20 protein-coding genes and 1 pseudogene are annotated in these 23,909 nt (G+C 72.0%); 9 read left to right on the plus strand and 12 right to left on the minus strand.

Annotated features, from left to right (window positions below; genetic code table 11):
* The first annotated feature begins 559 nt into the window (after positions 1 to 559).
* Positions 560 to 1,570, plus strand: a complete 1,011-nt coding sequence (gene trpS / locus AC07DI_RS33215; protein ID WP_478908283.1) for a tryptophan--tRNA ligase — start codon at positions 560 to 562, stop codon at positions 1,568 to 1,570.
* Positions 1,571 to 1,594: 24 nt separating this feature from the next.
* Here trpS and proC read toward each other — a convergent pair whose 3' ends face one another.
* The 3 genes and pseudogenes from proC to AC07DI_RS33230 form a co-directional block, all read right to left on the minus strand.
* Complete coding sequence (gene proC, locus AC07DI_RS33220; protein ID WP_384259067.1) at positions 1,595 to 2,419, minus strand: pyrroline-5-carboxylate reductase; 825 nt, start codon at positions 2,417 to 2,419, stop codon at positions 1,595 to 1,597.
* Positions 2,420 to 2,573: 154 nt separating this feature from the next.
* Positions 2,574 to 2,810 (minus strand): annotated as a pseudogene (locus AC07DI_RS33225) (class I SAM-dependent methyltransferase); the annotation flags it as partial.
* 29 nt (positions 2,811 to 2,839) lie between these two features.
* Positions 2,840 to 3,451, minus strand: a complete 612-nt coding sequence (locus tag AC07DI_RS33230; RefSeq protein WP_478908285.1) for an EamA/RhaT family transporter — start codon at positions 3,449 to 3,451, stop codon at positions 2,840 to 2,842.
* Between the two features lie 143 nt (positions 3,452 to 3,594).
* On the opposite strand from AC07DI_RS33230, the gene AC07DI_RS33235 reads away from it, so the two are divergent.
* Complete coding sequence (locus AC07DI_RS33235; RefSeq protein WP_478908287.1) at positions 3,595 to 5,871, plus strand: protein kinase domain-containing protein; 2,277 nt, start codon at positions 3,595 to 3,597, stop codon at positions 5,869 to 5,871.
* A 143-nt stretch (positions 5,872 to 6,014) separates the two neighbouring features.
* Here AC07DI_RS33235 and AC07DI_RS33240 read toward each other — a convergent pair whose 3' ends face one another.
* The 5 genes from AC07DI_RS33240 to AC07DI_RS33260 form a co-directional block, all read right to left on the minus strand.
* Complete coding sequence (locus AC07DI_RS33240; RefSeq protein ID WP_478908390.1) at positions 6,015 to 6,323, minus strand: SH3 domain-containing protein; 309 nt, start codon at positions 6,321 to 6,323, stop codon at positions 6,015 to 6,017.
* 201 nt (positions 6,324 to 6,524) lie between these two features.
* Complete coding sequence (gene ilvD / locus AC07DI_RS33245) at positions 6,525 to 8,378, minus strand: dihydroxy-acid dehydratase (RefSeq protein ID WP_384259080.1); 1,854 nt, start codon at positions 8,376 to 8,378, stop codon at positions 6,525 to 6,527.
* 294 nt (positions 8,379 to 8,672) lie between these two features.
* Positions 8,673 to 9,305 (minus strand): TetR/AcrR family transcriptional regulator, encoded by a 633-nt coding sequence (locus AC07DI_RS33250; RefSeq protein WP_478908289.1) that lies wholly within the window; start codon positions 9,303 to 9,305, stop codon positions 8,673 to 8,675.
* Positions 9,302 to 10,126, minus strand: coding sequence for a sugar phosphate isomerase/epimerase family protein (locus AC07DI_RS33255; protein WP_384259085.1), 825 nt, complete (start codon positions 10,124 to 10,126; stop codon positions 9,302 to 9,304). The genes AC07DI_RS33250 and AC07DI_RS33255 overlap by 4 nt, the downstream gene beginning before the upstream one ends.
* A 168-nt stretch (positions 10,127 to 10,294) precedes the next feature.
* Complete coding sequence (locus AC07DI_RS33260; protein WP_478908292.1) at positions 10,295 to 11,227, minus strand: Ppx/GppA family phosphatase; 933 nt, start codon at positions 11,225 to 11,227, stop codon at positions 10,295 to 10,297.
* A gap of 71 nt (positions 11,228 to 11,298) precedes the next feature.
* On the opposite strand from AC07DI_RS33260, the gene AC07DI_RS33265 reads away from it, so the two are divergent.
* The gene (locus AC07DI_RS33265) at positions 11,299 to 12,345 is read left to right on the plus strand and encodes a DUF3109 family protein (RefSeq protein ID WP_478908293.1); all 1,047 of its coding nucleotides are present in this window, start codon (positions 11,299 to 11,301) and stop codon (positions 12,343 to 12,345) included.
* A 77-nt stretch (positions 12,346 to 12,422) separates the two neighbouring features.
* Here AC07DI_RS33265 and AC07DI_RS33270 read toward each other — a convergent pair whose 3' ends face one another.
* Positions 12,423 to 14,201, minus strand: a complete 1,779-nt coding sequence (locus tag AC07DI_RS33270) for a BACON domain-containing protein (RefSeq protein ID WP_478908295.1) — start codon at positions 14,199 to 14,201, stop codon at positions 12,423 to 12,425.
* A gap of 196 nt (positions 14,202 to 14,397) precedes the next feature.
* Here AC07DI_RS33270 and radA point away from each other — a divergent pair, with 196 nt between their 5' ends.
* Positions 14,398 to 15,807 (plus strand): DNA repair protein RadA, encoded by a 1,410-nt coding sequence (radA, locus tag AC07DI_RS33275; protein ID WP_384259094.1) that lies wholly within the window; start codon positions 14,398 to 14,400, stop codon positions 15,805 to 15,807.
* Between the two features lie 102 nt (positions 15,808 to 15,909).
* Complete coding sequence (gene disA, locus AC07DI_RS33280; RefSeq protein ID WP_384259096.1) at positions 15,910 to 17,034, plus strand: DNA integrity scanning diadenylate cyclase DisA; 1,125 nt, start codon at positions 15,910 to 15,912, stop codon at positions 17,032 to 17,034.
* Between the two features lie 64 nt (positions 17,035 to 17,098).
* Here the strand turns inward: disA and AC07DI_RS33285 are convergent, their stop codons facing one another.
* Positions 17,099 to 17,920: a hypothetical protein gene (locus AC07DI_RS33285; protein ID WP_478908298.1), complete on the minus strand. Its 822-nt coding sequence runs from the start codon at positions 17,918 to 17,920 to the stop codon at positions 17,099 to 17,101.
* Between the two features lie 173 nt (positions 17,921 to 18,093).
* Between AC07DI_RS33285 and AC07DI_RS33290 the strand changes: the two genes are divergently transcribed.
* Positions 18,094 to 18,879: a phosphatase PAP2 family protein gene (locus AC07DI_RS33290; protein ID WP_478908299.1), complete on the plus strand. Its 786-nt coding sequence runs from the start codon at positions 18,094 to 18,096 to the stop codon at positions 18,877 to 18,879.
* Positions 18,880 to 18,903: 24 nt separating this feature from the next.
* Here the strand turns inward: AC07DI_RS33290 and AC07DI_RS33295 are convergent, their stop codons facing one another.
* Together AC07DI_RS33295 and AC07DI_RS33300 are read right to left on the minus strand one after the other, a co-directional pair.
* Positions 18,904 to 19,560, minus strand: coding sequence for a response regulator (locus tag AC07DI_RS33295; protein ID WP_478908392.1), 657 nt, complete (start codon positions 19,558 to 19,560; stop codon positions 18,904 to 18,906).
* A gap of 101 nt (positions 19,561 to 19,661) precedes the next feature.
* Positions 19,662 to 21,347, minus strand: a complete 1,686-nt coding sequence (locus AC07DI_RS33300) for a sensor histidine kinase (RefSeq protein ID WP_478908301.1) — start codon at positions 21,345 to 21,347, stop codon at positions 19,662 to 19,664.
* Between the two features lie 198 nt (positions 21,348 to 21,545).
* Here AC07DI_RS33300 and AC07DI_RS33305 point away from each other — a divergent pair, with 198 nt between their 5' ends.
* The 3 genes from AC07DI_RS33305 (at position 21,546) to AC07DI_RS33315 (ending at position 23,900) form a co-directional block, all read left to right on the plus strand.
* Entirely contained in the window at positions 21,546 to 22,517 is a 972-nt protein-coding gene (locus tag AC07DI_RS33305; RefSeq protein WP_384259106.1) for an HhH-GPD family protein, read from the plus strand.
* A gap of 205 nt (positions 22,518 to 22,722) precedes the next feature.
* Positions 22,723 to 23,262, plus strand: coding sequence for a SigE family RNA polymerase sigma factor (locus AC07DI_RS33310; protein ID WP_055567865.1), 540 nt, complete (start codon positions 22,723 to 22,725; stop codon positions 23,260 to 23,262).
* Between the two features lie 41 nt (positions 23,263 to 23,303).
* Positions 23,304 to 23,900, plus strand: coding sequence for a hypothetical protein (locus tag AC07DI_RS33315; RefSeq protein WP_478908393.1), 597 nt, complete (start codon positions 23,304 to 23,306; stop codon positions 23,898 to 23,900).
* The last annotated feature ends 9 nt before the right edge of the window (positions 23,901 to 23,909 follow it).

The raw sequence follows: 23,909 nt of genomic DNA on the forward strand, positions 1-23,909 counted from the left end.
TCCCGCTCCGGCCTTTCGGCTTTCGCGTTTCCCTTTCCGGCGGTTCCGACTCTATCAGATCCTTTCGGGCCTGACTCCCAGTCGAAGTGGGGTTGTCTTCCCGGCTGTTGGGCCGTTCCGACGAGTGAGACTTTAGCGGAATCGCGGCTCCCGACCTAATCGGGGGCGTCCTTTCGAACGCCGATTCCTCATTTCGCAAATACGCATGAAAGCAGAACGAAGGCGAGTCCCAGAAGGGCGCACGACGTCGATCGCTTGAATGGTTCTTGCGGAATGGCTGCCCGGGGACCGACCATGTGGTCGACGCTCACGTCGGGCAACTCGGAGAACACTACGTAGCAGCCCCATGCGTGTCAACCCCGGACAACGGGCCTCTGGCGGGTCTAGTCTGGGGGGCGTGACTACACGTGCGTACGCCCAACTGTGGTGGGCCGCCTGAGGGCGGCCGTACATACGCATGTACTTGACGGCCGCCGCCTCGGCGGCCGTTCTTGTTTCTCCCCCTGGAGGACCTGGAGCCCGGCGGCCGGGCCGGCGGTCCTGACCAGAAGGCGGAGAGATGACGAGGATCTTCAGCGGGGTAAAGCCGACGGGGCACCTGACCTTGGGCAACTACCTGGGAGCCATCCGGCAGTGGGCCGAGGTCGATCAGTACCGGGCCGACGCGCTGTTCAGCATCGTGGACCTGCACGCGCTGACGGTGGACCACGATCCGGGCCGGGTGCGCAGGCTCAGTCGTCAGGCGGCGACGCTGCTGCTCGCCTCCGGCATCGATCCCGAGCGGGCCACTGTCTTCGCCCAGAGTCATGTGGACGAGCACGCCCGGCTCTCGTATCTGCTCGAGTGCGTCGCGACGGACGGCGAGATGCGCCGGATGATCCAGTACAAGGAGAAGTCCGTGCTGGAGCAGGCGCGGGGCGGGAGTGTGCGGCTGTCGCTCCTCACGTATCCCGTGCTGATGGCGGCGGACATCCTGGCGTACGGCGCCGACGAGGTGCCGGTCGGCGATGACCAGACCCAGCACGTCGAGCTGACGCGGGACCTGGCGGTGCGGTTCAACCAGCGGTACGGACAGACCTTCGTGGTCCCTCGGGCCACCCCGCCCAAGGTGGCGGCGCGCGTCATGGACCTCCAGGACCCGACGTCGAAGATGGGCAAGTCCCACGAGTCCGGGGCCGGGATCGTCTACCTGCTCGATGAGCCGGAGGTCGTACGCAAGAAGATCCTGCGAGCCGTCACGGACAGCGGGACCGAAGTCGCGTTCGACCGGGCGTCAAAGCCGGGGGTGTCGAACCTGCTGGAGATCCTGGCGGCTTGCCGGGGTGGGAACCCAGAAGCCTTGAGCGGTGTATATGAGTCGTATGGCGCGCTGAAGAAGGACACCGCCGACGCCGTGGTGGAACTTCTCAGGCCCGTACAGGGGCGGCACAAGGAGCTGATGGCGGACCCCGCCTATGTGGAGGAGGTGTTGCGAAGGGGAGCTGAGCGGGCCAGGGGAATGGCCAAGCCGACGGTGGACGGCGCCTATCGGTCGATCGGGCTGCTGCCGCCGGTGCCCGAGGCACGGTAGGCGTTCGGGGCGGGGTGCGTGCCGTCAGTTGTTTTTGCCGGAGGCCAGTTCGCGGCTGCGATCGCGGGCTGCTTCCAGGGCGGCGATGAGGGCTGCGCGCACTCCGTGGTTCTCCAGCTCGCGGATCGCGTTGATCGTCGTGCCCGCGGGGGACGTGACGTTCTCGCGGAGCTTCACGGGGTGCTCGCCGCTGTCGCGGAGCATGACGGACGCGCCGATCGCTGCCTGGACGATGAGGTCGTGGGCGTTGTCGCGGGGCAGGCCGAGAAGGATGCCCGCGTCCGTCATGGCCTCGACGAGGAAGTAGAAGTACGCGGGGCCCGAGCCGGACAGGGCCGTGCAGGCGTCCTGCTGCGACTCGGGGACACGGAGGGTCTTGCCGACCGCGCCGAAGACAGCCTCCGCGTGGGCAAGGGCGTCGCCGGAGGCGTGACTGCCGGCGGAGATCACGGACATGCCCTCGTCGACGAGGACAGGCGTGTTCGGCATGACACGGACGACCGGAGTGCGCTCGGGCAGGCGCTCCTCGATGAAGGAGGTGGTGATTCCGGCGGCGGCGCTGATGACCAGGCGGTCAGGGGTGATGTGCGGGGCGATTTCGTCGAGCAGCTTGGCCATGTCCTGCGGCTTGCAGGCGAGGATCAGGGTGTCGGCCTGCTTGGCGGCGTCGGCGTTGCTGAGGGGGGTGACGCCGTAGCGGGTGCGGAGCTCGTCGGCGCGTTCTTGGCGGCGGGTGGTGACGAGGAGGTCGGTGGCCGCCCAGCCGCCGCGGATCATGCCGCTGAGCAGGGCTTCACCGATCTTTCCGGTGCCGAGGACTGCGACTTTCTGGCTGGTGTTGCTGCTCATGAACGGTGGCCTCCGGGGTTGCGTCGTCCGGGGACCATCCTCGCATCGGGGAGCCGGGGGCAGCGGCGGTGTCCGGTGGGCGGAACAGCGTGGAGAGAGGGGAGAGGAGGGAGAGCGGAGAGAGGAGAGGGCGGTCAGGCCGTGCGGCGGCGCAGGTGCGGCGGAACTGTTCCGCCATGCCGGCTCCTGGCTCAACCGCGACGACGTGTGCCCCTCGTTCGACCAGCGGGGCGGTGGCGATCCCGGTGCCCGCGCCCACGTCCACCACGCGTGCGTCGGCGAGGGGCTGCCCCGCGAGGCGCTCGACGGCGTCGAAGAGGGCAGGCGGGTAGGAAGGGCGGTGCTCGGCGTACTGGGCGGCGGCCGCGTTGAAGGAATGGGCGCGGGAGGCGGAGGGAGAGGGAGCGCTTGCGCTCTTCTCTAGCGCTTGCGCTTCTTCTTTCGGGTCGGGTTGCCTGTTCGTCGGGCCGTGCGCTTCTCGTACTCGGTGCGTGCCGTTTCGTACTCCTCGCGGTGCAGTTGTTCGCCCGGGGCCTCCTTCAGGGAGCGGAAGAAGTAGGCGAGGAGGCTGCCGACGAAGCCGATGGTCATCAGGCCGCGTGTCGAGGACTGCGAGGCCGGGTCGTGGCGGCGGGAGAACCCTTCCCAGGTGCGGCGGAAGGCGACGGCGCTGCAGATCGCGAACATCAGGACGACGAGCAGGTTCACGAACTTGCCCACCGCGGCGATGGCCAGGCCCTCGTAGGCGAAGCGCAGTACGAAGCAGCCCGCGGCCGCCGCGACCAGTGAGCCGACGGCCACACCGGCGCGGCGGGCGCCGTAGCCGCCATCGTGCGTGACCCAGGTCGTTCCGAAGAAGCGGAGGGGCTCGGGCCGGGGTCCCGGGGCCGTGGCGGTGGCGGTGGCGGATGGGTTCGCCGTGGCGGATGGGGTCGCCGCGCCGGACGTACCGGTGGGGCCGGGCGTACCGGTGGGGCCGGGCTTACCGGACGTACCGGTGGATGGGCCTTGGGTGCCGGGGTCTTCGCTCACCGTTTGATTATTGCCTGCCGTGCCGAACGGTCGGCGAAGCGCAGGCTCGCCCTTTTCGTCCCCCGCCTTGCCAGGCCGCCCCGCCCGGCGACTAGTTTGGTTGGCGTAAAGACGTAGCGGGGGCACACGGGAGGTCGGTGAGTATGACGCTCCGTGGCGGGGACCCGGAGGAGATCGGCGGTTATCCGCTCGAGGCGCGTCTCGGTTCGGGCGGCATGGGCACGGTCTACCTGGCGCGCACGGCGTCGGGGCGTCCCGTCGCGATCAAGCTGATCCATCGGCAGTTCGCGGACGACGACGAGTTCCGAATCCGGTTCCGGCAGGAGGTGGCGGCGGCCCGCCGGGTCAGCGGTGCCTTCACCGCGGCCGTGATCGACGCCGATCCGGAGGCCGAGCACCCGTGGATGGCCACGACGTACATCGAGGGCCACACGCTCGCGCAGCACATCTCCAAGAAGGGCCCCATCGGCGGCGCCGAGCTGCGCACGCTCGCCATCGGTCTGACGGAGGCGCTGCGCGACATCCACCGCGCGGGCGTCGTGCACCGTGACCTCAAGCCGTCCAACGTGGTCCTCTCCCCCGAGGGCCCGCGCGTCATCGACTTCGGGATCTCGCGCGCGGCGGACCAGCAGACGCTGACGATGACGGGGCGGGTGATCGGTACGCCGCCGTTCATGTCGCCGGAGCAGTTGCAGGCGCCGCGCGGGGTCGGTCCGCGCTCCGACGTGTTCTCGCTGGGCACGTTGCTGGTGTACGCGGCGACGGGGCAGGGCCCCTTCGACGCGGACAGCCCGTATATGACGGCCTATCAAGTGGTGCACGAGGCTCCGTCCCTCGGCGAGGTACCGGACGCGCTGCGCGCGGTGGTCGAGCCGTGCCTCGACAAGGAGCCGGACGCGCGGCCCTCGGCCGACGAACTCCTCGTACGGCTGCGTGATCTGCCCTCCGATCTGGGCGGCGCGGCGGGTCCTGTCGACGGGGCGCGGCGCAGCACCCGGGAGACCGACACGCAGCACCATCTGGCGACGGACGACCACACTCCGGTGCCGAGTGCCGTAGCGGCGCGCACCGGCACCGAGGAGGCCCCGGGGGCCGCGGGATCCGACACCGGTACGTTCCTCGGCCGTCGGCTGCGTCGGCGCTGGCGTCCGGTGCTCGCGGCCGCCGTGGCCGTGGCCGCGATCGGCGGCGGGGTCGCGGTGGTGCGGGCCGGCGGTTCGGACGGGGCGGGCGGCGCCGGTGACGAGGGGCGCGATCTCGCGGCGGCCGGGGCGCGGCTGCCGGGCGGTTTCGCGCCGTGGCACAAGACCGTGCCGGGCGGCCGTGCGGACATTCCGGACGAGTTGCGCTGTGTGGCGCGCGGCGACGCGCTGTTCTGCGGGGGCGGTGGCGTCGTCGCGACCCGGCTGAAGCTCTCCGACGGTTCCCGGGTCTGGACACAGAAGAGTCCCGGCGTACCGGTGCAGGGCATGCATCTGGTGGGCGCGACCGGCGACACCGTTCTCGGCTACCGCTTCGGGGCCGAGGGGGCGCCGGACGACGGCGTCGCCGAAGTGGTCGCCATCGACGCGGACAAGGGCGACGAGCTGTGGTCGGTGCCGTCCGGTGCCCAGTCCACGGCGGTGACGGGCCGTACGCAGGACGCCGTGGTGATCGACTCGACCGTCGTGACGGTCGACGCGTCGAACACCCGGTTCGAGGCCCGGCGGGCGCACAGCGGCGAGGTGCGCTGGAAGGAACCATTCCCCTCGGGTGAGCAATGCGCCCCGGTCCCTGCGGGCACGCGGCTGTACGCGATGTGCGCGCCGAGCGCCGAGGTGGCCAAGGGCGAGGGGGTGCGCCACCCCACCCTGCACCTGGTCGACCTGGCCTCCGGAACACTCGGCAGGGCCATCGCCGTCAAGGGTCCCGCCCAGCCGGTCGGCACCGCCGACGGCAGCCTCGTACTCCTGCACGAGCGGCGGGAGGGGCCCGCGACGACGGGGTACGACGGCGTGCTGCGGGTGGACCGGGACACGCGGAAGGTCAGGTACGCGCGGCTGCCGAAGACGTACGCGGGGACGCCGGGGCTGGCGGGCGGCAGCGTCTTCGTGAGCGGGCAGACCGGGCTCGTCACGGCGTTCGACCCGGCGACCGGCAGGAAGAAGTGGGACCGGCAGACCGGTGTCGAGGGTGTGTCGGGGCCGGTGGCCGGGGACGGCGACGGGGTCCTGTACCTCAGTTCGGCCAGCGGGCGGGTCGTCTCGCTCTCGTCGCGCGACGGCGAGCTGCTGGGGACGACCGACCCGCGGGCCGAGGGGCTCGCGGGCGAGGTGAACGCCAGTCCGCGCGTGACCGTCGCGGGGAGCGTGGTGGTCGTGGCGGCCGCGCGGAACACGGTGTTCGCCTACGACGCGACGAAGCCGCCGAAGTCCGACTGAGAGCCTGTGTCATATCCCCGGCCGGGGCTCCGGCGGCGACAGGCCGGGCAGGTTCCGGTGGGTTCCGGTGGGCTCCGGTGGGTTGCTCATGGCTTCCCGCCGCTCCCCCGGTGCCCGGTGCCGCGGTGCCGCGGTGAGGAGCGTCAGCAGCGTGGTGCCACGTACCCGTCGCTGCCCGTACGGACGTACGTGTCCGAGACGTAGCGGCCGCTGCCGATCCTGTCCCACAGCTTCGATGTGCCCGTCGGGCCCTTGACCGTCTCGCCGGGCTTCTGGCAGGCGATGGTGACGCGGGCGCCGGCGCGCAGGCGGCCGACCTTGCCGTACGAGGTGCCGGGCCCGGAGCGGACATTGACGTCCGCGGCGATCGAGTAGGTCCTGGCGGCCGTCGCCGCGGCGAGGTCGGCCTGACCGAGCCCGTCGACGATTTCGGGCGCGATGTCGGGCGTGATGTCGGGCGTGATGTCGACTTCAGCAGCGGCGTCGACCTCAGCCGCGATGTCGACTTCGGGCGTGATGACGTTCTCGCTCACTGTGCTCTCCCCCGTGACAGGGGCGCGGGCGCGCCCTCGGCGTGTTCTCACACCAAGGACGCGCCCGCGTCGGAAAAGGTTTCGGGACTCGGCTGAGACCGGTCTCGGCCGAGCCCGGTCTCAGCCGAGCTTCGACACGTCCCGCACCGCGCCCTTGTCGGCGCTCGTCGCCATCGCCGCGTACGCGCGCAGGGCGGCGGAGACCTTGCGCTCGCGGGCCTTGGGCGCGTAGACGCCGCCCAGGGCCTCGCGGCGGGCGGCCAGTTCGGCCTCCGGCACGAGGAGCTCGATCGAACGGCCGGGGATGTCGATGCGGATCCGGTCGCCGTCCTCGACCAGCGCGATCGTGCCGCCGGACGCCGCCTCGGGCGAGGCGTGGCCGATCGACAGACCCGACGTACCGCCGGAGAAGCGGCCGTCGGTGACGAGGGCGCAGGCCTTGCCGAGGCCGCGGCCCTTGAGGAAGGAGGTGGGGTAGAGCATCTCCTGCATACCGGGGCCGCCCTTGGGGCCCTCGTAGCGGATGACCACGACGTCCCCTTCCTTGACGACCTTGTTGAGGATCTTCTCGACCGCTTCCTCCTGCGAGTCGCAGACGACCGCGGGGCCCTCGAAGGTCCAGATCGACTCGTCGACACCGGCGGTCTTCACGACGCAGCCGTCCTCGGCGATGTTGCCCTTGAGGACGCCGAGGCCGCCGTCCTTGGAGTAGGCGTGGGCGACGTCGCGGATGCAGCCGTTCGCGGCGTCCGTGTCGAGGGTGTCCCAGCGCTCGGACTGCGAGAAGGCCTCGGCGGAGCGCTTGCAGCCGGGGGCCGCGTGCCACAGCTCGTCGGCCTCGGCGGAGGCGGCTCCCGAGCGGATGTCCCAGGTGTCCAGCCACTCCTTGATGGAGGGTGAGTGGACCGTGTGCACGTCCTCGTTGAGGAGGCCGCCGCGGTAGAGCTCGCCGAGCAGCGCGGGGATGCCGCCCGCGCGGTGCACGTCCTCCATGTAGTACGTGGTGGTGGGCGCGGCGTTCGGCGCGACCTTGGCCAGGCACGGGACGCGGCGCGAGACGGCGTCGATGTCGGAGAGGTCGTAGTCCACCTCGGCCTCGCGGGCCGCGGCGAGCAGGTGCAGGATCGTGTTGGTGGAGCCGCCCATGGCGATGTCGAGGGCCATGGCGTTCTCGAAGGCGGCGCGGGTGGCGATGTTGCGCGGCAGGACGGAGGCGTCGTCACCGTCGTAGTAGCGCCTGGTGATGTCGACGACCGTGGCGCCCGCGCGCTCGTACAGCTCCTTGCGGGCGGTGTGCGTGGCGAGGACCGAGCCGTTGCCGGGCAGGGAGAGACCGATGGCCTCGGTCAGGCAGTTCATCGAGTTGGCGGTGAACATGCCGGAGCAGGAGCCACAGGTCGGGCAGGCATTCTCCTCGATACGGAGGATGTCCTCGTCCGAGACGCTCTCGTCGACGGCGTCGCTGATCGCGTTGACCAGGTCGAGCTTGCGGACCGTGCCGTCGACCAGCGTGGCCTTGCCTGCCTCCATCGGGCCGCCGGAGACGAACACCGTCGGGATGTTGAGGCGGAGCGCCGCCATCAGCATGCCCGGGGTGATCTTGTCGCAGTTGGAGATGCAGATCAGGGCGTCGGCGCAGTGCGCCTCCACCATGTACTCCACGGAGTCCGCGATCAGGTCGCGGGAGGGCAGCGAGTACAGCATTCCGCCGTGGCCCATCGCGATGCCGTCGTCCACGGCGATCGTGTTGAACTCGCGGGGGATGCCGCCTGCCTCGCGGATCGCGTCGGAGACGATGCGGCCGACCGGCTGCAGGTGGGTGTGGCCGGGCACGAACTCCGTGAAGGAGTTGGCCACGGCGATGATCGGCTTCCGCCCGATGTCGGCCCCGGGTACACCGGAGGCGCGCATAAGGGCGCGGGCGCCCGCCATGTTGCGGCCGTGGGTGACTGTGCGGGACCTGAGCTCGGGCATCGTCGCTCGCTCCTTCAGGAAATCGGCGATCTACGGAGAGACGGAGAGACAAGACTGCTGTCGAGCGTACGCCGCCGCTCCAGGATCTGGACAGGCTGTCCGAATGTCGGGACGGACGTCTCGGTGCGCGATCGTGCGCGGGGCGCGGAGTGCGCGGGGCGCGGAGTGCGCGAGGTGCGCGAGGTGCGCGAGGTGCGCGAGGTGCGCGAGGTGCGCGAGGTGCGCGAGGTGCGCGGAGCGCCCTCTCCGGCGTACGCACCCGGCTTCACGCCCCCGGCTTCACGCCCCCCGCCTTCACGCCCCGGTCAGATGCCCCTGCACCACCGGTGCCACCCGCGCCACGATCTGCTCCACGTCCGCCGAAGCCAGCGGTTCCACCTTGATCACGTACCGCAGCATGGCGATCCCCACCAGTTGCGCGGCGGCGAGCTCGGCCCGCAGTTCCGCGTCGGGGAGGTCGAGGCGGTGGGCGATGCGCCCGAGGAGCTGGGCGGCGACGAGACGGCGGAAGACGGCGGCGGCCGTGTCGTTGTTCATCGCCGAGCGCACGATGGCGAGCACCGGCGCGCGCGTCGCGGGGTTCTCCCAGATGCCGAAGATGAAGCGGGTCAGGCGCTCGCCGACCGCGTCGAGTGGGCCTTCCTCGATCGCTGCGGGCGCGTCGAGGGCGGGCGCGAAGGCGACCGTGATGGCCGCCTCGAAAACCTGCTCCTTCGTACCGAAGTAGTGGTGTACGAGTGCCGGGTCCACGCCCGCGGCCTTGGCGATGCCGCGCACGGACGTCTTCTCGTAGCCGCGTTCGGAGAACTCCTCGCGGGCCGCGCGCAGGATCTGATCGCGCGTGGCGGGCGCGGTCTCGACCTGCGTACGGGACGGGCGTCCCCGGCGGCGCGGAGCGGTGGCCTCCGGTCGCGCGCCGGCGGTCACGAGCGGGGCACCTTCACCGCCGACGCCAGATGCAGCCGGGTGAAGGCGAGGGCCTCGGCGAGGTCGGCCTCGCGCTCGGCGCTGGACATCGCGCGCCGCGTGTTGACCTCGATGACGACGTGCCCGTCGAAGCCGGTGGCCGCCAGGCGCTCCAGGAGTTCGGCGCAGGGCTGCGTGCCGCGGCCGGGGACGAGGTGCTCGTCCTTGGCCGAGCCCTTGCCGTCGGCGAGGTGGACGTGGCCGAGCCGGTCGCCCATGCGGTCGATCATCTCCATCGCGTCCGTGCGGGCGGTCGCGGTGTGCGAGAGGTCGACGGTGAAGTGGCGGTAGTCGTCCTTGGTGACGTCCCAGTCGGGGGCGTACGCGAGCATCTCGCGGTCGCGGTAGCGCCAGGGGTACATGTTCTCCACGGCGAACCGGACGTCCGTCTCGTCGGCCATCCGCCAGATTCCGTCGACGAAGTCGCGCGCGTACTGCCGCTGCCAGCGGAAGGGCGGGTGCACGACGACGGTCGAGGCGCCCAGCTTCTCGGCGGCGGCCTGTGCGCGCCGCAGCTTGACCCAGGGGTCCGTGGACCAGACGCGCTGCGTGATCAGGAGGCAGGGTGCGTGGACGGCCAGGATCGGGATCTGGTGGTAGTCGCTCAGCCTGCGCAGAGCCTCGATGTCCTGGCTGACGGGATCCGTCCAGACCATGACCTCGACACCGTCGTAACCGAGGCGCGCGGCGATCTCGAAGGCCGTCGCCGTCGACTCCGGATAGACCGAGGCCGTCGACAGGGCGACCTTCGCATCCGGGATGCGCACCACTGGTTCTGCCACGAAGGACAGCGTACGGGCCGGGTCGGCGCGCCGGGGAGGTGGCCTCGTACCGCGCTGGTCAGGGACGGTTCCGGTCTCGCCGCGGCCTGTGCCGGTCCGCCCGTTCCCGCTTCGTTCAGTTCGTTCAGTACGCCCAGTTCGTTCGGTTCGTTCGGTACGCATAGGGCCTCAAGGCGCCGGAAGGTGGTCGAGCCGGCGCAGGATCACGCCCTCGCGCAGGGCCCACGGGCAGATCTCCACCGTCTCGACCCCGAAGAGGTCCATCGCGCCCTCCGCGACGAGCGCCCCCGCGAGCAGCTGTCCGGCCCGCCCCTCGGAGACGCCTGGCAGCTCCGCGCGCTCCCCCGTGGTCATCGCGGCGAGCTGCGGAACCCAGTCCTCCAGGGACCTGCGCTTCAGCTCCCGCTGTACGTAGAGGCCCTCCGCGGAGCGGGCGGCCCCGGCGAGACGGGCGAGCTGTTTGAACGTCTTCGACGTCGCCACGATGCGGTCGGGGGCGCCGAAGCGGGCGAACTCGCCCACCGTGCGGGCGATCTGGGCGCGCACGTGCCGCCGCAGCGCCTTGACGTCGGAGGGGTCCGGCGGGTCCGTCCGCAGCCAGGCGGCGGTGAGGCGGCCCGCGCCGAGCGGCAGGCTGGCCGCGGCGTCCGGCTCCTCGTCCAGGCCGTACGCGATCTCCAGCGAGCCGCCGCCGATGTCGAGGACGAGCAGCTTGCCCGCGGACCAGCCGAACCAGCGCCGGGCGGCCAGGAAGGTCAGCCGGGCCTCCTCCTCGCCCGACAGGACCTGAAGGTCGACGCCGGTCTCGTCCTTGACCCGAGCGAGCACCGCGTCGGCGTTGCTCGCCTCGCGCACGGCGGAGGTGGCGAAGGGCAGCACTTCCTCCACGCCCTTGTCCTCGGCGGCCTCCATCGCCTCGCGGACGACGGTGACCAGCCGGTCGACGCCCTCGGGGCCTATGGCCCCGGCGGGATCGAGGAGTTGGGCAAGGCGCAGTTCGGCCTTGTGCGAGTGGGCGGGCAGCGGGCGCGCACCGGGATGAGCGTCGACCACGAGCAGATGCACCGTGTTCGACCCCACGTCGAGGACACCGAGTCTCATGTACGGAACGCTACGCCGCGTAGGGCGATTGGCTGGCCCCGGGCGGTCGGCCGCCCGCATACCCTGGAGACGTGCCAAAGACGAAAAAGGCGAAGACCGACAAATCGAAGTCGGGGAAGCCGTCGACGAAGCAGGCCGCGTCGGAGAAGCCGACGAAGCAGGGAGAGCCGGAGAAGGCCGAAAAGGCGGCAAAGGGCGCGAAGACCGACAAAGCCTCAAAGGAGGCGAAGGCGGGCAGGCCGGAAAAGGCGGAGAAGCCTGGCAAGTCCGGCAAGCCCGCCAAGCTGCCCAAGCAGGGCAAGTCCGGGAAGCCGGAGCCGGACGAGAAGGGGCTCGACTTCGCCCGCGCCTGGGTGGAGTTCCCCGATCCGGCGGACGACGAGCAGGTCTTCCGCTGCGATCTGACCTGGCTGACCTCCCGGTGGAACTGCATCTTCGGAAACGGCTGCCAGGGCATCCAGCCGGGCCGCGCCGCCGACGGGTGCTGCACTCTGGGTGCCCATTTTTCGGACGAGGACGACGAGAAGCGGGTCGCCGGATACGTCGAGCGGCTCACGCCCGACATCTGGCAGCACCACGACGTGGGCCGGGAGACCGGCTGGGTCTCCACGGACGAGGACGGCGACCGCCAGACCCGTCCGTACAACGGCTCGTGCATCTTCCAGAACCGCCCCGGTTTCGCGGGCGGCGCCGGCTGCTCGCTGCACATCCTGGCGCTCAGGGAGGGCCGCGAGCCGCTGGAGACCAAGCCGGACGTCTGCTGGCAGCTACCGGTGCGACGGACGTACGAGTGGATCGACCGGCCCGACGACACACGCGTCCTGCAGGTGTCGATCGGTGAGTACGACCGGCGTGGCTGGGGCCCCGGCGGCCACGACCTGCACTGGTGGTGCACGTCGGCGACGTCGGCGCACGGCGCGGGCGACCCGGTGTACGTCTCCTACCGTCCCGAGCTGATCGAGCTGATGGGCAAGGAGGGGTACGACCGGCTCGTGGAGCTGTGCGAGGAGCGTCTCGCCTCCCAGCTGCCGCTGCTGGCGCCGCACCCCGCGGATCCCGCACGTCCCGCGAGCCCTGCGAGCCCCCCGGCTTCTGCGGTTCCCGGGTCCTCCGCGTGACGCGTTCACGGTAGGCGCGGCGCTCAGCTCGGGCGCGGCGCTCAGCTCGGGCACGGCCCTTCGTCGGGGCTCGGCCCTCAGCCGGGGCTCGGCCCTTCGTCGCCGTTGCCCGGTGGCGGTGACGAGTCTCCCGGGTCCTGCGGGTCCGAGGGCGTGGGCGTCGGGTCCGTGGGCGTCGGCGTGGGGCCGGGGTCGGAAGGTCCGGGGTCGGAGGGCCCCGGGTCCGAGGGTCCGGGGTCGGTCGGGTGGGGGCGGGGCCGGCCCGGGTCGGTGGGTTTCGGCCTCGGTCCCGGGTGGCCCGGTGGCCGCCCGGCCCCGTAGCCGTCGATCGAGACGAGCGCGCCCGTAGGGGCGATGGAGACCCGTGCGCTCCAGTGACCCGCCGGTTCGCGGGCGTGGTCGACGTACACCTGGAGGGTGACCGACTCGCCCGGCGCGAGCGTCCCCGACGAGCGGCTCAAGTAGAGCCAGTACGCGCTCTCGCTCGCCGACCAGTGGACGGGGGCGCCGCCCGACGCCGTCAGCGTGATGAGTGTCGTGTCGCCGCTGGACCGGGCCCGGACGGTGAGGCGCCCGGAGCCGGTCGACGAACCGGACGAGGACCCGCCGCTGATGACCTCCACGGAGACGTCGGGCGAGTGGCTGCCCGCGGTGAAGCGGGGCTCGGGGCCCTTGCGGGCGTTGCCCGCGTTCTCGTAGCTGTCCCGCGCGCGGTCGCTGCCGAAGCCGTCGGAGCCTTCGTCGCTCGCGCTGACCGAACGCCCGTCGTGTCCCTCGCCGGTGAGCGGCGCCCCGCGGTAGGCGGCCCAGAGGGCGAACACCGGGGCGGCCACCACGGTGGCGACGACGGTCGTCGTGACGGCACGCGCGCGGATGCGGTCCCGGCGGGCGGCATGGTCCTTGGGGTCCATCGGGAAGCCGCGCCGGTCGTAGCGGGGGACGGCGCCCCGCGCGCGTGGGAGGTGCGCCATCGCCACGTGGAGGGCTGCGCGCGGGGCCTCGACGACGGGGAGCGTGGCCGGGCTGACGGCCGTGCCCGGCCAGGCGCTGGACCCGGCGCGCTCGGCGGTGCGGCGGCAGCGCGGGCAGTCGTCGACGTGCCGGACGAGCTCGCGGCGCAGGGCGGCGCCGAGGAGCAGCTGGTTGTCGCCGGTGAGGCGGGCCACGATGGGGCAGCTGCCGGTCTCCACGACGGCGAGCGCGGCGCGGGTGCGCTCCACTTCGCAGGCGGCGGAGGCGAGGAGGCTGCGGGTCTTGGTGAGGTCCATGCCGAGGACGGCGGCGACCTCGGCCGGGGTGAGCTGGTGGCGTACGGCCAGTTCGAGGGCTTCGCGCTGCTCGGGCGTCGTACCGGCGGCCTCCGGCCAGGCGAGCTTGGCGAGTTCGCGGTGCTGCTGACGGGCGGTGTCTTCCGAAGTGCCGGGTTCTTTCGCCCCGCTCGCCTCTCGCTCGGCGCTTTTGGGGGCGTGAGAGGCGTGGGAGGCGTGAGAGGAGTGGGAAGCGCGGGAGGCGTGCGCGTGTCTGCCCTCGCGGCTGCGTTTGGCCTCGGCGAGCCGGCGCAGGCAGACCCAGCGGGCGAGGGCGTAGAGCCAGGCCTTGAGGTCGCCGTCGGCCTCGGGTCCGCGGGTGCCCCGGCGCTCGGCGAGATGCAGCACGTCACCCAGGGCCGCGGCCGCCGCGTCGTGATCGCAGAGCACGGACAGGCAGTACGTGAACAGACCGTCCAGGAACGGCTCGTAGCGCGCGGGCAGAGTGGGGCCGGGCGCCGGTCGTGGCACCACGCGCTTGTGCGCGTCACGGTGCGCCCGGTGTGCGCCGGTTGCGTTCGTGGAAGTTTCCGCCCTGCTGCTCGTCACCCGTGCGAAGTTAGGTGGCTGCTGCAGTTCCCTTCCTCTCTCTCCAGCACTTTTAACCCTTACGGGTGAACAGATCCCTCAAAAGGGGACAGGAACCCGCGATTCCGTGGCCTTGGCTAGTACTCCGGGCGAGGACGGAGTGGACGAGGTACGACGCCGGGACGCGTTGTCAGTGGGCTCGGCTACGGTTTCGAGCATGGCTGCCCGTACGAAATCCACCAAGGACCGTCCGTCCTACCGCTGCACCGAATGCGGTTGGCAGACGGCCAAGTGGCTCGGCCGCTGCCCCGAGTGCCAGGCCTGGGGGACGGTCGAGGAGTACGGCGCGCCCGCGGTCCGCACGACCGCCCCCGGCCGGGTCACCTCGTCCGCCGTCCCGATCGGCGAGGTCGACGTGCGCCGGGCCACCGCGCGTTCCACCTGCGTGCCCGAGCTGGACCGGGTGCTCGGCGGCGGCCTCGTCCCCGGCGCCGTCGTGCTCCTCGCGGGCGAGCCGGGCGTCGGCAAGTCCACCCTCCTCCTTGACGTCGCGGCGAAGGCGGCCAGCGAGGAGCACCGCACGCTCTATGTGACCGGCGAGGAGTCGGCGAGCCAGGTCCGGCTGCGCGCCGACCGCATCGGCGCGATCGACGACCACCTGTACCTGGCGGCGGAGACCGACCTGTCCGCCGTCCTCGGCCACCTGGACGCGGTCAAGCCCTCGCTCCTGGTCCTCGACTCGGTCCAGACGGTCGCCTCGCCCGAGATCGACGGGGCGCCCGGCGGCATGGCGCAGGTCCGCGAGGTCGCAGGGGCGCTGATCCGCGCCTCCAAGGAGCGCGGCATGGCCACGCTCCTGGTCGGCCACGTCACCAAGGACGGCGCCATCGCAGGACCCCGCCTCCTCGAGCATCTCGTCGACGTGGTCCTGCAGTTCGAGGGCGACCGGCACGCGCGCCTGCGCCTCGTACGAGGCGTCAAGAACCGGTACGGGACGACGGACGAGGTCGGCTGCTTCGAACTGCACGACGAGGGCATCACCGGACTCGCCGACCCCAGCGGCCTCTTCCTCACCCGCCGCGCCGAGCCCGTCCCCGGCACCTGCCTCACCGTCACCCTGGAGGGCCGCCGCCCCCTGGTCGCCGAGGTCCAGGCGCTCACCGTCGACTCGCAGATCCCGAGCCCGCGCCGCACCACCTCCGGCCTGGAGACCTCCCGCGTCTCGATGATGCTGGCCGTCCTGGAGCAGCGCGGCCGGATCACGGCCCTCGGCAAGCGCGACATCTACAGCGCGACGGTCGGCGGCGTGAAGCTGACGGAGCCCGCCGCAGACCTCGCCGTCGCCCTCGCCCTGGCCAGCGCCGCCAGCGACACTCCCCTGCCCAAGAACCTCGTCGCGATCGGGGAAGTGGGCCTGGCGGGCGAGGTCAGACGGGTCACGGGCGTCCAGCGCAGACTGGCCGAAGCGCACCGCCTGGGCTTCACCCACGCCCTCGTACCGGCCGACCCCGGCAGGATCCCCGCCGGTATGAAGGTCATCGAAGTCGCCGACATGGGTGACGCCCTGCGTGTCCTTCCGACCTCCCGTCGCCGAGAGGCCCCACGGAAGGAGGAAGAGCGCCGGTAGACTTTGCCCTGGTCTCGCCCATCCGTACGAAGCGCCGCATGACGCTCCGTACGAAACAAGGTGTCGGCAGAGGCTTGGACAACCTGCGACCGAGGGAGTGCAGTGGCAGCCAACGACCGGGCAGCGGTTCCCGGCAAGCCGGGTTCAGGCTCCGGTGCCGATGGGCTGATGCGCGCCTCCCTGAGCGCCGTCGCGCCCGGCCAGGCACTGCGTGACGGACTCGAGCGCATCCTCCGCGGCAACACCGGCGGCCTCATCGTCCTCGGCTGGGACAAGACGGTCGAGTCGATGTGTACGGGCGGCTTCATCCTGGACGTCGAGTTCACGGCGACGCGCCTGCGTGAGCTGTGCAAGCTCGACGGCGGCATCGTCCTCGACAAGGACATCACCAAAATCCTGCGCGCCGGCGTGCAGCTGGTGCCGGACCCGACGATCCCCACGGAGGAGACGGGCACGCGGCACCGCACGGCGGACCGGGTGAGCAAGCAGGTCGGCTTCCCCGTCGTCTCGGTCTCCCAGTCGATGCGCCTGATCGCGCTGTACGTGGACGGGCAGCGCCGAGTCCTCGAGGACTCGGCGGCGATCCTCTCCCGCGCCAACCAGGCGCTAGCCACCCTGGAGCGGTACAAGCTCCGCCTCGACGAGGTCGCGGGCACGCTCTCCGCGCTGGAGATCGAGGACCTGGTGACGGTGCGGGACGTGACCGCGGTCGCCCAGCGCCTCGAAATGGTGCGGCGCATCGCCACGGAGATCGCCGAGTACGTGGTGGAGCTCGGCACGGACGGGCGCCTTCTCGCCCTCCAGCTGGACGAGTTGATCGCGGGCGTCGAGCCCGAGCGCGAGCTGGTCGTCCGGGACTACGTTCCCGAGCCGACGGCCAAGCGGTCACGTACGGTCGACGAGGCGCTCGCGGAGCTGGACTCCCTCACGCATGCGGAGCTCCTCGAACTGCCGACGGTGGCACGGGCGTTGGGTTACACGGGCTCGCCCGAGGCGCTGGACTCGGCGGTCTCCCCCCGGGGCTTCCGCCTCCTCGCCAAGGTCCCCCGGCTCCCCGGCGCGATCATCGACCGCCTCGTGGAGCACTTCGGCGGCCTGCAGAAGCTGCTCGCCGCCAGCGTGGACGACCTCCAGACGGTGGACGGAGTCGGAGAGGCGCGGGCACGGAGCGTACGGGAGGGGCTCTCGCGGTTGGCGGAGTCCTCCATCTTGGAGCGGTACGTCTAGCCTTCGGCGGGTGCGGGGGGCGGGTTCCCTTTGGTGGCGTGCGCCCCCTCAGTCCCTCAGCCCCTCAGTCCTTCTCAAGGACGAAAGACGCCCGCACAGTGCCAAGGCCCGCCGCCTTCGCCTCGACGAGATACGTTCCCGGCTCCGCGACTCCCGCCGAAGGCGTAGCGCAGTGCGGAGCGCTGGGCCGCCGGTCCCACTGGACGGAGTGCGTGACCCGCCCCTCCGACGGCACCCGCAGCAGCAGGATCCCGTCGCCGGAAGGGCAGTCGGCCGACGACCAGAACTCGTCGTCGCCGTCGGCCTGAGTGATCGTCAGCACCGTGCCCTTGCCGCCGAGATCGACCTTGCAGGCCTTGTCGCCGCTGTTCTGGGCGATCAGCTCGAACTTCGGCTTCTCGTCGATGCCGTACGTGTTCCGGATGCTGCGCAGCTTCAACTTCACGTCGCCGCTGGTGCAGTTGGGCAACCGCGAACCGGCCGAAAGCCGGTCACCCGACCCCCCGCCCCCCTTGGCGTCATCACCGGAGCCACCGCCCACAGCACCCGCCGAGCCACCGGAGCCGCCGGAACCACCGGCCCCGCCCGAGCCGGAACCGGAGCCCCCCGAACCGCCCGAGCCCGAGCCGGAGCCCTCGCTCGACTCGTCCCGCCCGCCCGGGTGTTCACTGATCGCGGGCCCGGACCCGGTGGGGCCTGGAGTGATGGACGTGGCGGGTCCGTTGCCGCCCGGCCCGTCGGCATCGTTCTTGCCGCCGCCACCACCGGAGACGACGATCCAGACGACGAGCAGTACCAACAGGCCGAGTACGGACAGCAGAACGGCCCTCCGACGCCAGTAGATGGTGGAGGGAAGCGGCCCGACCGGATTGCGCAGAGATCCCACGCCCAAACCTTACGAGAGATCCGGTACTTCTCCCGCCCCACCCGCCGCCTTGAGCCACAAAGTTTGCGGATCATCATCCTGGAACCGCCCGCCACCCCTGTCCATGGACAGGGTCTGTGACGGGTCGATCGCCAGGTGTGACGATTCGGCCCCACTCCGTACCGTCCGCAATCATGGACACCATGACGGACGACCTCTACCGCGACATCACCGACTTCGCCCACGACACGCCGTCGTGGTTCCAGCACCTCGCCGAGGTGTGGACGGAGCTCGGCCTGCTGCTCTTCGGCGTGCTCTTCATCGTCGCCTGGTGGCGGGCGAGGCGCGGGGAGCCCCGTGCGCTGGCGATCGCGGTGCTCGCTCCGCTCGCCACCGCGGTGGCGTACGTGGGCAGTGAGTTGCTCAAGTCCGCGATCGACGAGGAGCGTCCCTGCCGTGCGGTGTCCGGCGCGCTGAACCCGCTCGTCCAGTGCCCGCCGCACGGCGACTGGTCCTTCCCCAGCAACCACTCGACGATCGCGGGCGCCGCCGCCGTCGGCCTCGCGCTCGCCTGGCCGCGCATCGCGGCGCTGACGGTGCCGATGGCCGTGCTCATGGCCTTCTCGCGGGTCTTCGTCGGTGTGCACTACCCGCACGACGTGGCGGTGGGCCTCGTCTTCGGCGCGGTGGTCGTGTTCGTCCTCGTACGCATCACCACGCGCGCCGTGGCGCGGGTCACGCTGGCGATGCGCGGGTCGTCCACGGGGATCGTGAAGTGGTTCGCGGGCCCGGGCCCCGTACGCGCCACCGCCCACGCGCACGCGCACACCCCGGCCCCGGCCGCGGTACCCGCTCACGGGCCCGCGACCCACCGGCCCGCCGCCCACGGAGCCGCCCCCCAGGACCCCGTCGCCTACGACCCGGCGGCGTACGACTCCCCGACGATGTCGTTCCGCCGCGACGACTCGAACTGGAGCTGACCCGGCCGCGAGGGATTCGCTCCGTCAGTCCGTCTCAGTCTTCGTCTTCGTCTCCGTCTCCGTCTCCGGGACGAGCCCCGCTTCGTACGCGACGATCGCCGCCTGCACGCGGTTCTTGACGCCGAGCCGATCGAGGACCGTGCTGACGTACGCCTTGACCGTGCCCTCCACCAGATGCAGCCGGGCCGCGATCTCCGGGTTGGACAGGCCCGCCCCGGCCAGGCCGAGCACCTCGCGCTCGCGCGGGGTCAGGGCCTCGACGCGGGCGCGGGCGGTGGCGCCGCGTTCCATGCGCCGGGCGCCGAAGCCGTCGATGACGTGCCGGGCGACCTTGGGCGAGAGGAAGGCGGCGCCGCCCGCCACCGCCCGTACCCCCGCGATGAGTTCGTGCGGGTCGCCCGACTTCAGCAGGAAGCCCGTGGCTCCGCCGCTCAGCGCCCGCGCGATGTACGCGTCTTCGGAGAACGTCGTCAGCATCGCGACCGCGGCGCCCGGCACGGTCCGGACGATCTCCTCCCCCGCGGCGAGGCCGTCCAGGCGGGGCATGCGGATGTCGAGGAGCGCCACGTCGGGGCGGTGGGCCTGCGCCAGCGCCACCGCCTCGCGCCCGTCGCCCGCCTCCGCGACGACCTCGATGTCCCGGCCCGCTGCGAGGATGGCGCGCACGCCGGCGCGGATCATGGCCTCGTCGTCGGCCAGGAGAACGCGGATGGCAGACCGCGTCCCGTCCGTGCCCTCCCCTTCCGCGCCCTCCCCTGCTCGGCCCGCCGCTCGGTACTCGTTCACCGCGTCCTCTCCCTCTCCCCGTCCCTCATGTTCGTCACCGTAGGAATGACGGTCTTGTCCACGAGACGGCCCTCGCCCTCGGCTCGTCCGTCCTCGGCGCGTCCGTCCTTGCCGAAGCAGATCCTGAAGTGCGCCACGGCGGTGAAGAGTTCGCCGCTCGCGCGGTAGTACACGCAGTCGGCGTCCGCGGGCGGCGGCGTGGGCGCCCGTTCCAGCGGTGGATCGGCGACGGTCCTGTCCGGCAGGACGCGCTCCGCGTCGGCGCGGCTCTCGCCGACGCGCAGGCGCGCGTAGTCGGCGGGGTCGAGGACGGAGTGCGTCCGTGAGTACGCGTACCAGGCGAAGGTCCCCCCGACGAGCAGCGCGCCCGTGCCGACGGCGACGCCGAAGGCCAGGACGGTGCGGCGCCGGGCGTACGCGAGGCGGACGCCGGCGGACGGGGGCCTCGTGGGGGCGGGCCGGTCGGCCGGGATGCGGGCGGTGACCCGGAAGCCGTCGCCGTACGGGCCGGCGGAGAGGGTGCCGCCCGCATCCGTCACGTACGTACGCAGGGCACGCAGGCCGGAGCCGCCACCGGGCGCGGACGGGGGCGGCCCCGGAGTGTGTGAATCCCCCTCGCCCTTACCCCCGTCACTGGTACTCCCGTTGCCCGTACTCCCGTCACCGGTACTCCTGTTGCCCGTACTCCCGTCGCGCGGCCCGCCGTTCGTGACCGTCACGGTCGTCGCGGAGTCGTCGCGCGCCACCGTCACGGTGACGTGGGCGCCCGGCGCGTGCTTGGCGGCGTTGGTGAGGGCTTCCTGGACGACGCGGTGGGCGACTCCGCGAGTCGGCTCGGCGGTGCCGTCCGGGGCGCCGCCTCCGGCATCCGCGTACGTGATGCTCAAACCTGACTCCCCGGCACGCGCCACGAGCGCCGCGACGCTCTCGCCCGCCGGGGCCAGCGGCGCCTGCTCGTCGCCCTCCTCGCGGAGCAGGCCGATGATCGCGTGCAGCCGGTCCGTCGCCTGCGCGGCGGCGGCGCGGAGGTCGGCGGCGGCCTCGCGGTGCGGCTCGGGCAGGTCGGGGGCGACCTGGAGGGCGCCCGCCCGTACCGCGATCAGGCTCAGCTCGTGGCCCAGCGAGTCGTGCATGTCCTGGGCGATACGGGCCCGTTCGCGCAGCCGGGCCCGGTCGGCGACGATGCGCTGCTCCCGCTCCAGCTGGTCGGCGCGGGCCCAGCCCGCGGCGGCCAGTTCCCGGCCCTGGCGCCAGTAGCGGCCCGCGAGCCACGGGAAGGCCGCGCCGAACACCAGCGTCGCCATGAGGACGAGCCACTCCACGACCGGGTCGACATCACGTGCGGCGATCTTGACGGTGCCGACGACGGCGATGCCGCCCAGGGCGAGCAGCGCCGGGCGGGCGTGGTCCGCGCGGCGGCCGAGGAGCAGCGCGAAGACGGCGAAGGCCGGGCCGAAGCCGAGGGTGAAGAGGGAGGGCGCGGTGAGGAGGCCGGGGGCAGCCGCGAGGAGGAAGGCGTGGAGCGGGCGGGTCCGGCAGACGGCGGCGCCGATCGCGAGGACGGCCAGGCCGGTGAGTTGCTGTGCGGCGGAACGCGGCTCGTTCAGGCCCAGCCGGTCCACGGTCACGACGGGCACGGCCAGGACCGCCCACAGCAGCGCGTCCCCCGTTCGTCTCCCCACGCCCCCGACGCTACTTCCCTCGCACGCTCACCCGCCCCTGCCGATCGTCAGGTCCTCCCCGAGCAAGCACGCCCTCCCCGAGCACGCACGCCCTCCCCACCCCAACGCCACTCCACCCCCCACCCCCCGCGAAACCCCCGAGCCGAACCGCGCGGTTGGCCCGCGCCCCGCCGCCCCCGTGGCAGGATCGGGTGTGCCATGACTGCGCCCACGAAGCCCATGCCAGACAGCCCCGCCCAGCGTCCCGCCCAGAGCCACACCGAAGGTCCCGCCGCCGGAGACGTTCCCGGGTCCGCCGGTGCGGACCTGCACACCCCCGTCATCGCGTGGTTCGACACACACGCCCGTGATCTGCCGTGGCGTCGTGCGGACGCCGGGCCGTGGGGCGTGATGGTCAGCGAGTTCATGCTCCAGCAGACGCCGGTCAGCCGCGTCCTGCCCGTGTACGAGCAGTGGCTCGCCCGCTGGCCCCGGCCCGCCGATCTCGCCAAGGAAGCGCCCGGCGAGGCCGTCCGCGCCTGGGGCCGGCTCGGCTATCCGCGCCGCGCCCTGCGGCTGCACGGCGCCGCCGTCGCCATAACGGAACGGCACGGCGGCGACGTACCCGCCCAGCACGCCCAGTTGCTCGCGCTGCCCGGCATCGGGGAGTACACGGCGGCGGCCGTCGCCTCGTTCGCGTACGGACAGCGGCACGCCGTGCTCGACACGAACGTGCGGCGCGTGTTCGCGCGGGCCGTGACCGGCGTGCAGTACCCGCCGAACGCGACGACCGCCGCCGAGCGCAAGCTCGCCCGCGCCCTGCTGCCGCAGGACGAGCGCACCGCGTCGCGGTGGGCCGCCGCCTCGATGGAGCTCGGCGCCCTGATCTGCACCGCCAGGAACGAGAACTGCGCGCAGTGTCCGATCGCGGCGCAGTGCGCCTGGCGCGCGGCGGGGAAGCCCGCGCACGAGGGCCCGGCCCGCCGGGGTCAGACGTACGCGGGGACGGACCGGCAGGTGCGGGGCAAGCTGCTCGCCGTGTTGCGCGAGGCCGTGGTGCCGGTGCCGCAGGCCGTCCTCGACCGGGTGTGGGACGAGCCGGTGCAGCGGGCCCGCGCGCTGGACGGACTCGTCGCGGACGGTCTCGTCGAGCCGCTGCCCGACGGCCTGTACCGGCTGCCGCTGACCTGAGAGCCTGTCTTTGCACGCCCGGCCGCCGAGCCGAAAACCGTAGTTATCCGGCGGATTCCTGCGACTGTTACACAACCTACGTACAGCCGTGCGTCCGCCGCTGGCTGCTCCGCACAACCTCGTGACAACGCCTCCGTACCTTCGTATCCGTACCGCAGAGCAGGGACAGCGGTCGGCATTGGGGACGGAACGGAGGCGGTTTGGTATGGCGCACGGCGAGGTGCTCGAGTTCGAAGAGTACGTCCGCACTCGGCAGGATGCCCTGCTGCGCAGCGCCCGGCGCCTGGTTCCGGACCCCGTGGACGCGCAGGACCTGCTGCAGACCGCGCTCGTGCGGACGTACGGCCGCTGGGACGGCATAGCCGACAAGCGGCTCGCGGACGCCTACCTGCGCCGCGTCATGATCAACACGCGTACGGAGTGGTGGCGGGCCCGCAAGCTCGAAGAGGTGCCCACCGAGCAGCTGCCCGACGCGAGCGTGGAAGACTCCACCGAGCAGCACGCGGACCGCGCGCTGCTGATGGACATCATGAAGGTGCTTGCTCCCAAGCAGCGCAGCGTCGTCGTGCTGCGACACTGGGAGCAGATGTCCACAGAGGAGACGGCCGCCGCCCTCGGCATGTCGGCCGGAACGGTCAAGAGCACGCTGCACCGGGCGCTCGCACGGCTCCGCCAGGAGCTGGAGAGCCGCGACCTGGACGCCCGCGCGCTCGAACGTGAGGAGCGGGAGAGTTGCGCGGCCTAGGCCCTCGGGTCGGACGAAGCGTGCAGGCGGCGACCGCGGCGATGACCGCGGTCGCCGCCCTCGGCCTTTTGCTCTCCGCCTGCGCGACGGGCGGCTCCGGCGCGCGCGACGAAGGCCCGGCAGGCGGTGAGCCCGTGGTCTCCGCGGTGCCGTCCCCGTCGCCCTCGGCCTCCACGCCGATGCCCGCGAAGAAGATCGACGCGGTGCGGCTCGTCAAGAACGACCCGCAGGTCAGTCCGGCGATCAAGCGGGATCTGAAGCCGTGCGCGGGAAAGGCGTACCCGGTCGACGTGTCGTACGGCAACCTGACCGGAGGATCTGTCTCCGATGTGGTGGTGAACGTGCTGACCTGCGGTGACGCGGTGGGCATCGGGAGTTACGTCTATCGCGCCCAGGGCGATAAGTACGAGAATGTCTTCAAGGCCGAGGAACCCGCCTCCGTCTACGCCGAGATCGACCGGGGCGACCTGGTCGTGACGAAGCAGCTGTACGCGAAGGGCGACTCGGTGGCCTACCCCTCCGGCGAGGAAGTGATCACGTACCACTGGTCCACCAACCGCTTCACCGAGTCGGGGCGCACGCACAACGACTTCGGCAACGCGGTGGACGGCGAGTTCGAGCCGCCGTCCGCGGACTGACCCCGCCTC

The sequence above is a fragment of the Streptomyces sp. NPDC044106 genome (genome assembly GCF_056433985.1).

Excerpts from the sequence above, each read along its gene's own strand:
- AC07DI_RS33310 (WP_055567865.1), top strand. The coding sequence starts at position 22,723 with ATGGCGCACGGCGAGGTGCTCGAGTTCGAAGAGTACGTCCGCACTCGG.
- radA (WP_384259094.1), top strand. The coding sequence starts at position 14,398 with ATGGCTGCCCGTACGAAATCCACCAAGGACCGTCCGTCCTACCGCTGC.
- AC07DI_RS33290 (WP_478908299.1), top strand. The coding sequence starts at position 18,094 with ATGGACACCATGACGGACGACCTCTACCGCGACATCACCGACTTCGCC.
- proC (WP_384259067.1), bottom strand. The coding sequence starts at position 2,419 with ATGAGCAGCAACACCAGCCAGAAAGTCGCAGTCCTCGGCACCGGAAAG.
- AC07DI_RS33305 (WP_384259106.1), top strand. The coding sequence starts at position 21,546 with ATGACTGCGCCCACGAAGCCCATGCCAGACAGCCCCGCCCAGCGTCCC.
- AC07DI_RS33295 (WP_478908392.1), bottom strand. The coding sequence starts at position 19,560 with ATGATCCGCGCCGGCGTGCGCGCCATCCTCGCAGCGGGCCGGGACATC.
- AC07DI_RS33260 (WP_478908292.1), bottom strand. The coding sequence starts at position 11,227 with ATGAGACTCGGTGTCCTCGACGTGGGGTCGAACACGGTGCATCTGCTC.
- trpS (WP_478908283.1), top strand. The coding sequence starts at position 560 with ATGACGAGGATCTTCAGCGGGGTAAAGCCGACGGGGCACCTGACCTTG.
- ilvD (WP_384259080.1), bottom strand. The coding sequence starts at position 8,378 with ATGCCCGAGCTCAGGTCCCGCACAGTCACCCACGGCCGCAACATGGCG.
- AC07DI_RS33235 (WP_478908287.1), top strand. The coding sequence starts at position 3,595 with ATGACGCTCCGTGGCGGGGACCCGGAGGAGATCGGCGGTTATCCGCTC.
- AC07DI_RS33315 (WP_478908393.1), top strand. The coding sequence starts at position 23,304 with ATGACCGCGGTCGCCGCCCTCGGCCTTTTGCTCTCCGCCTGCGCGACG.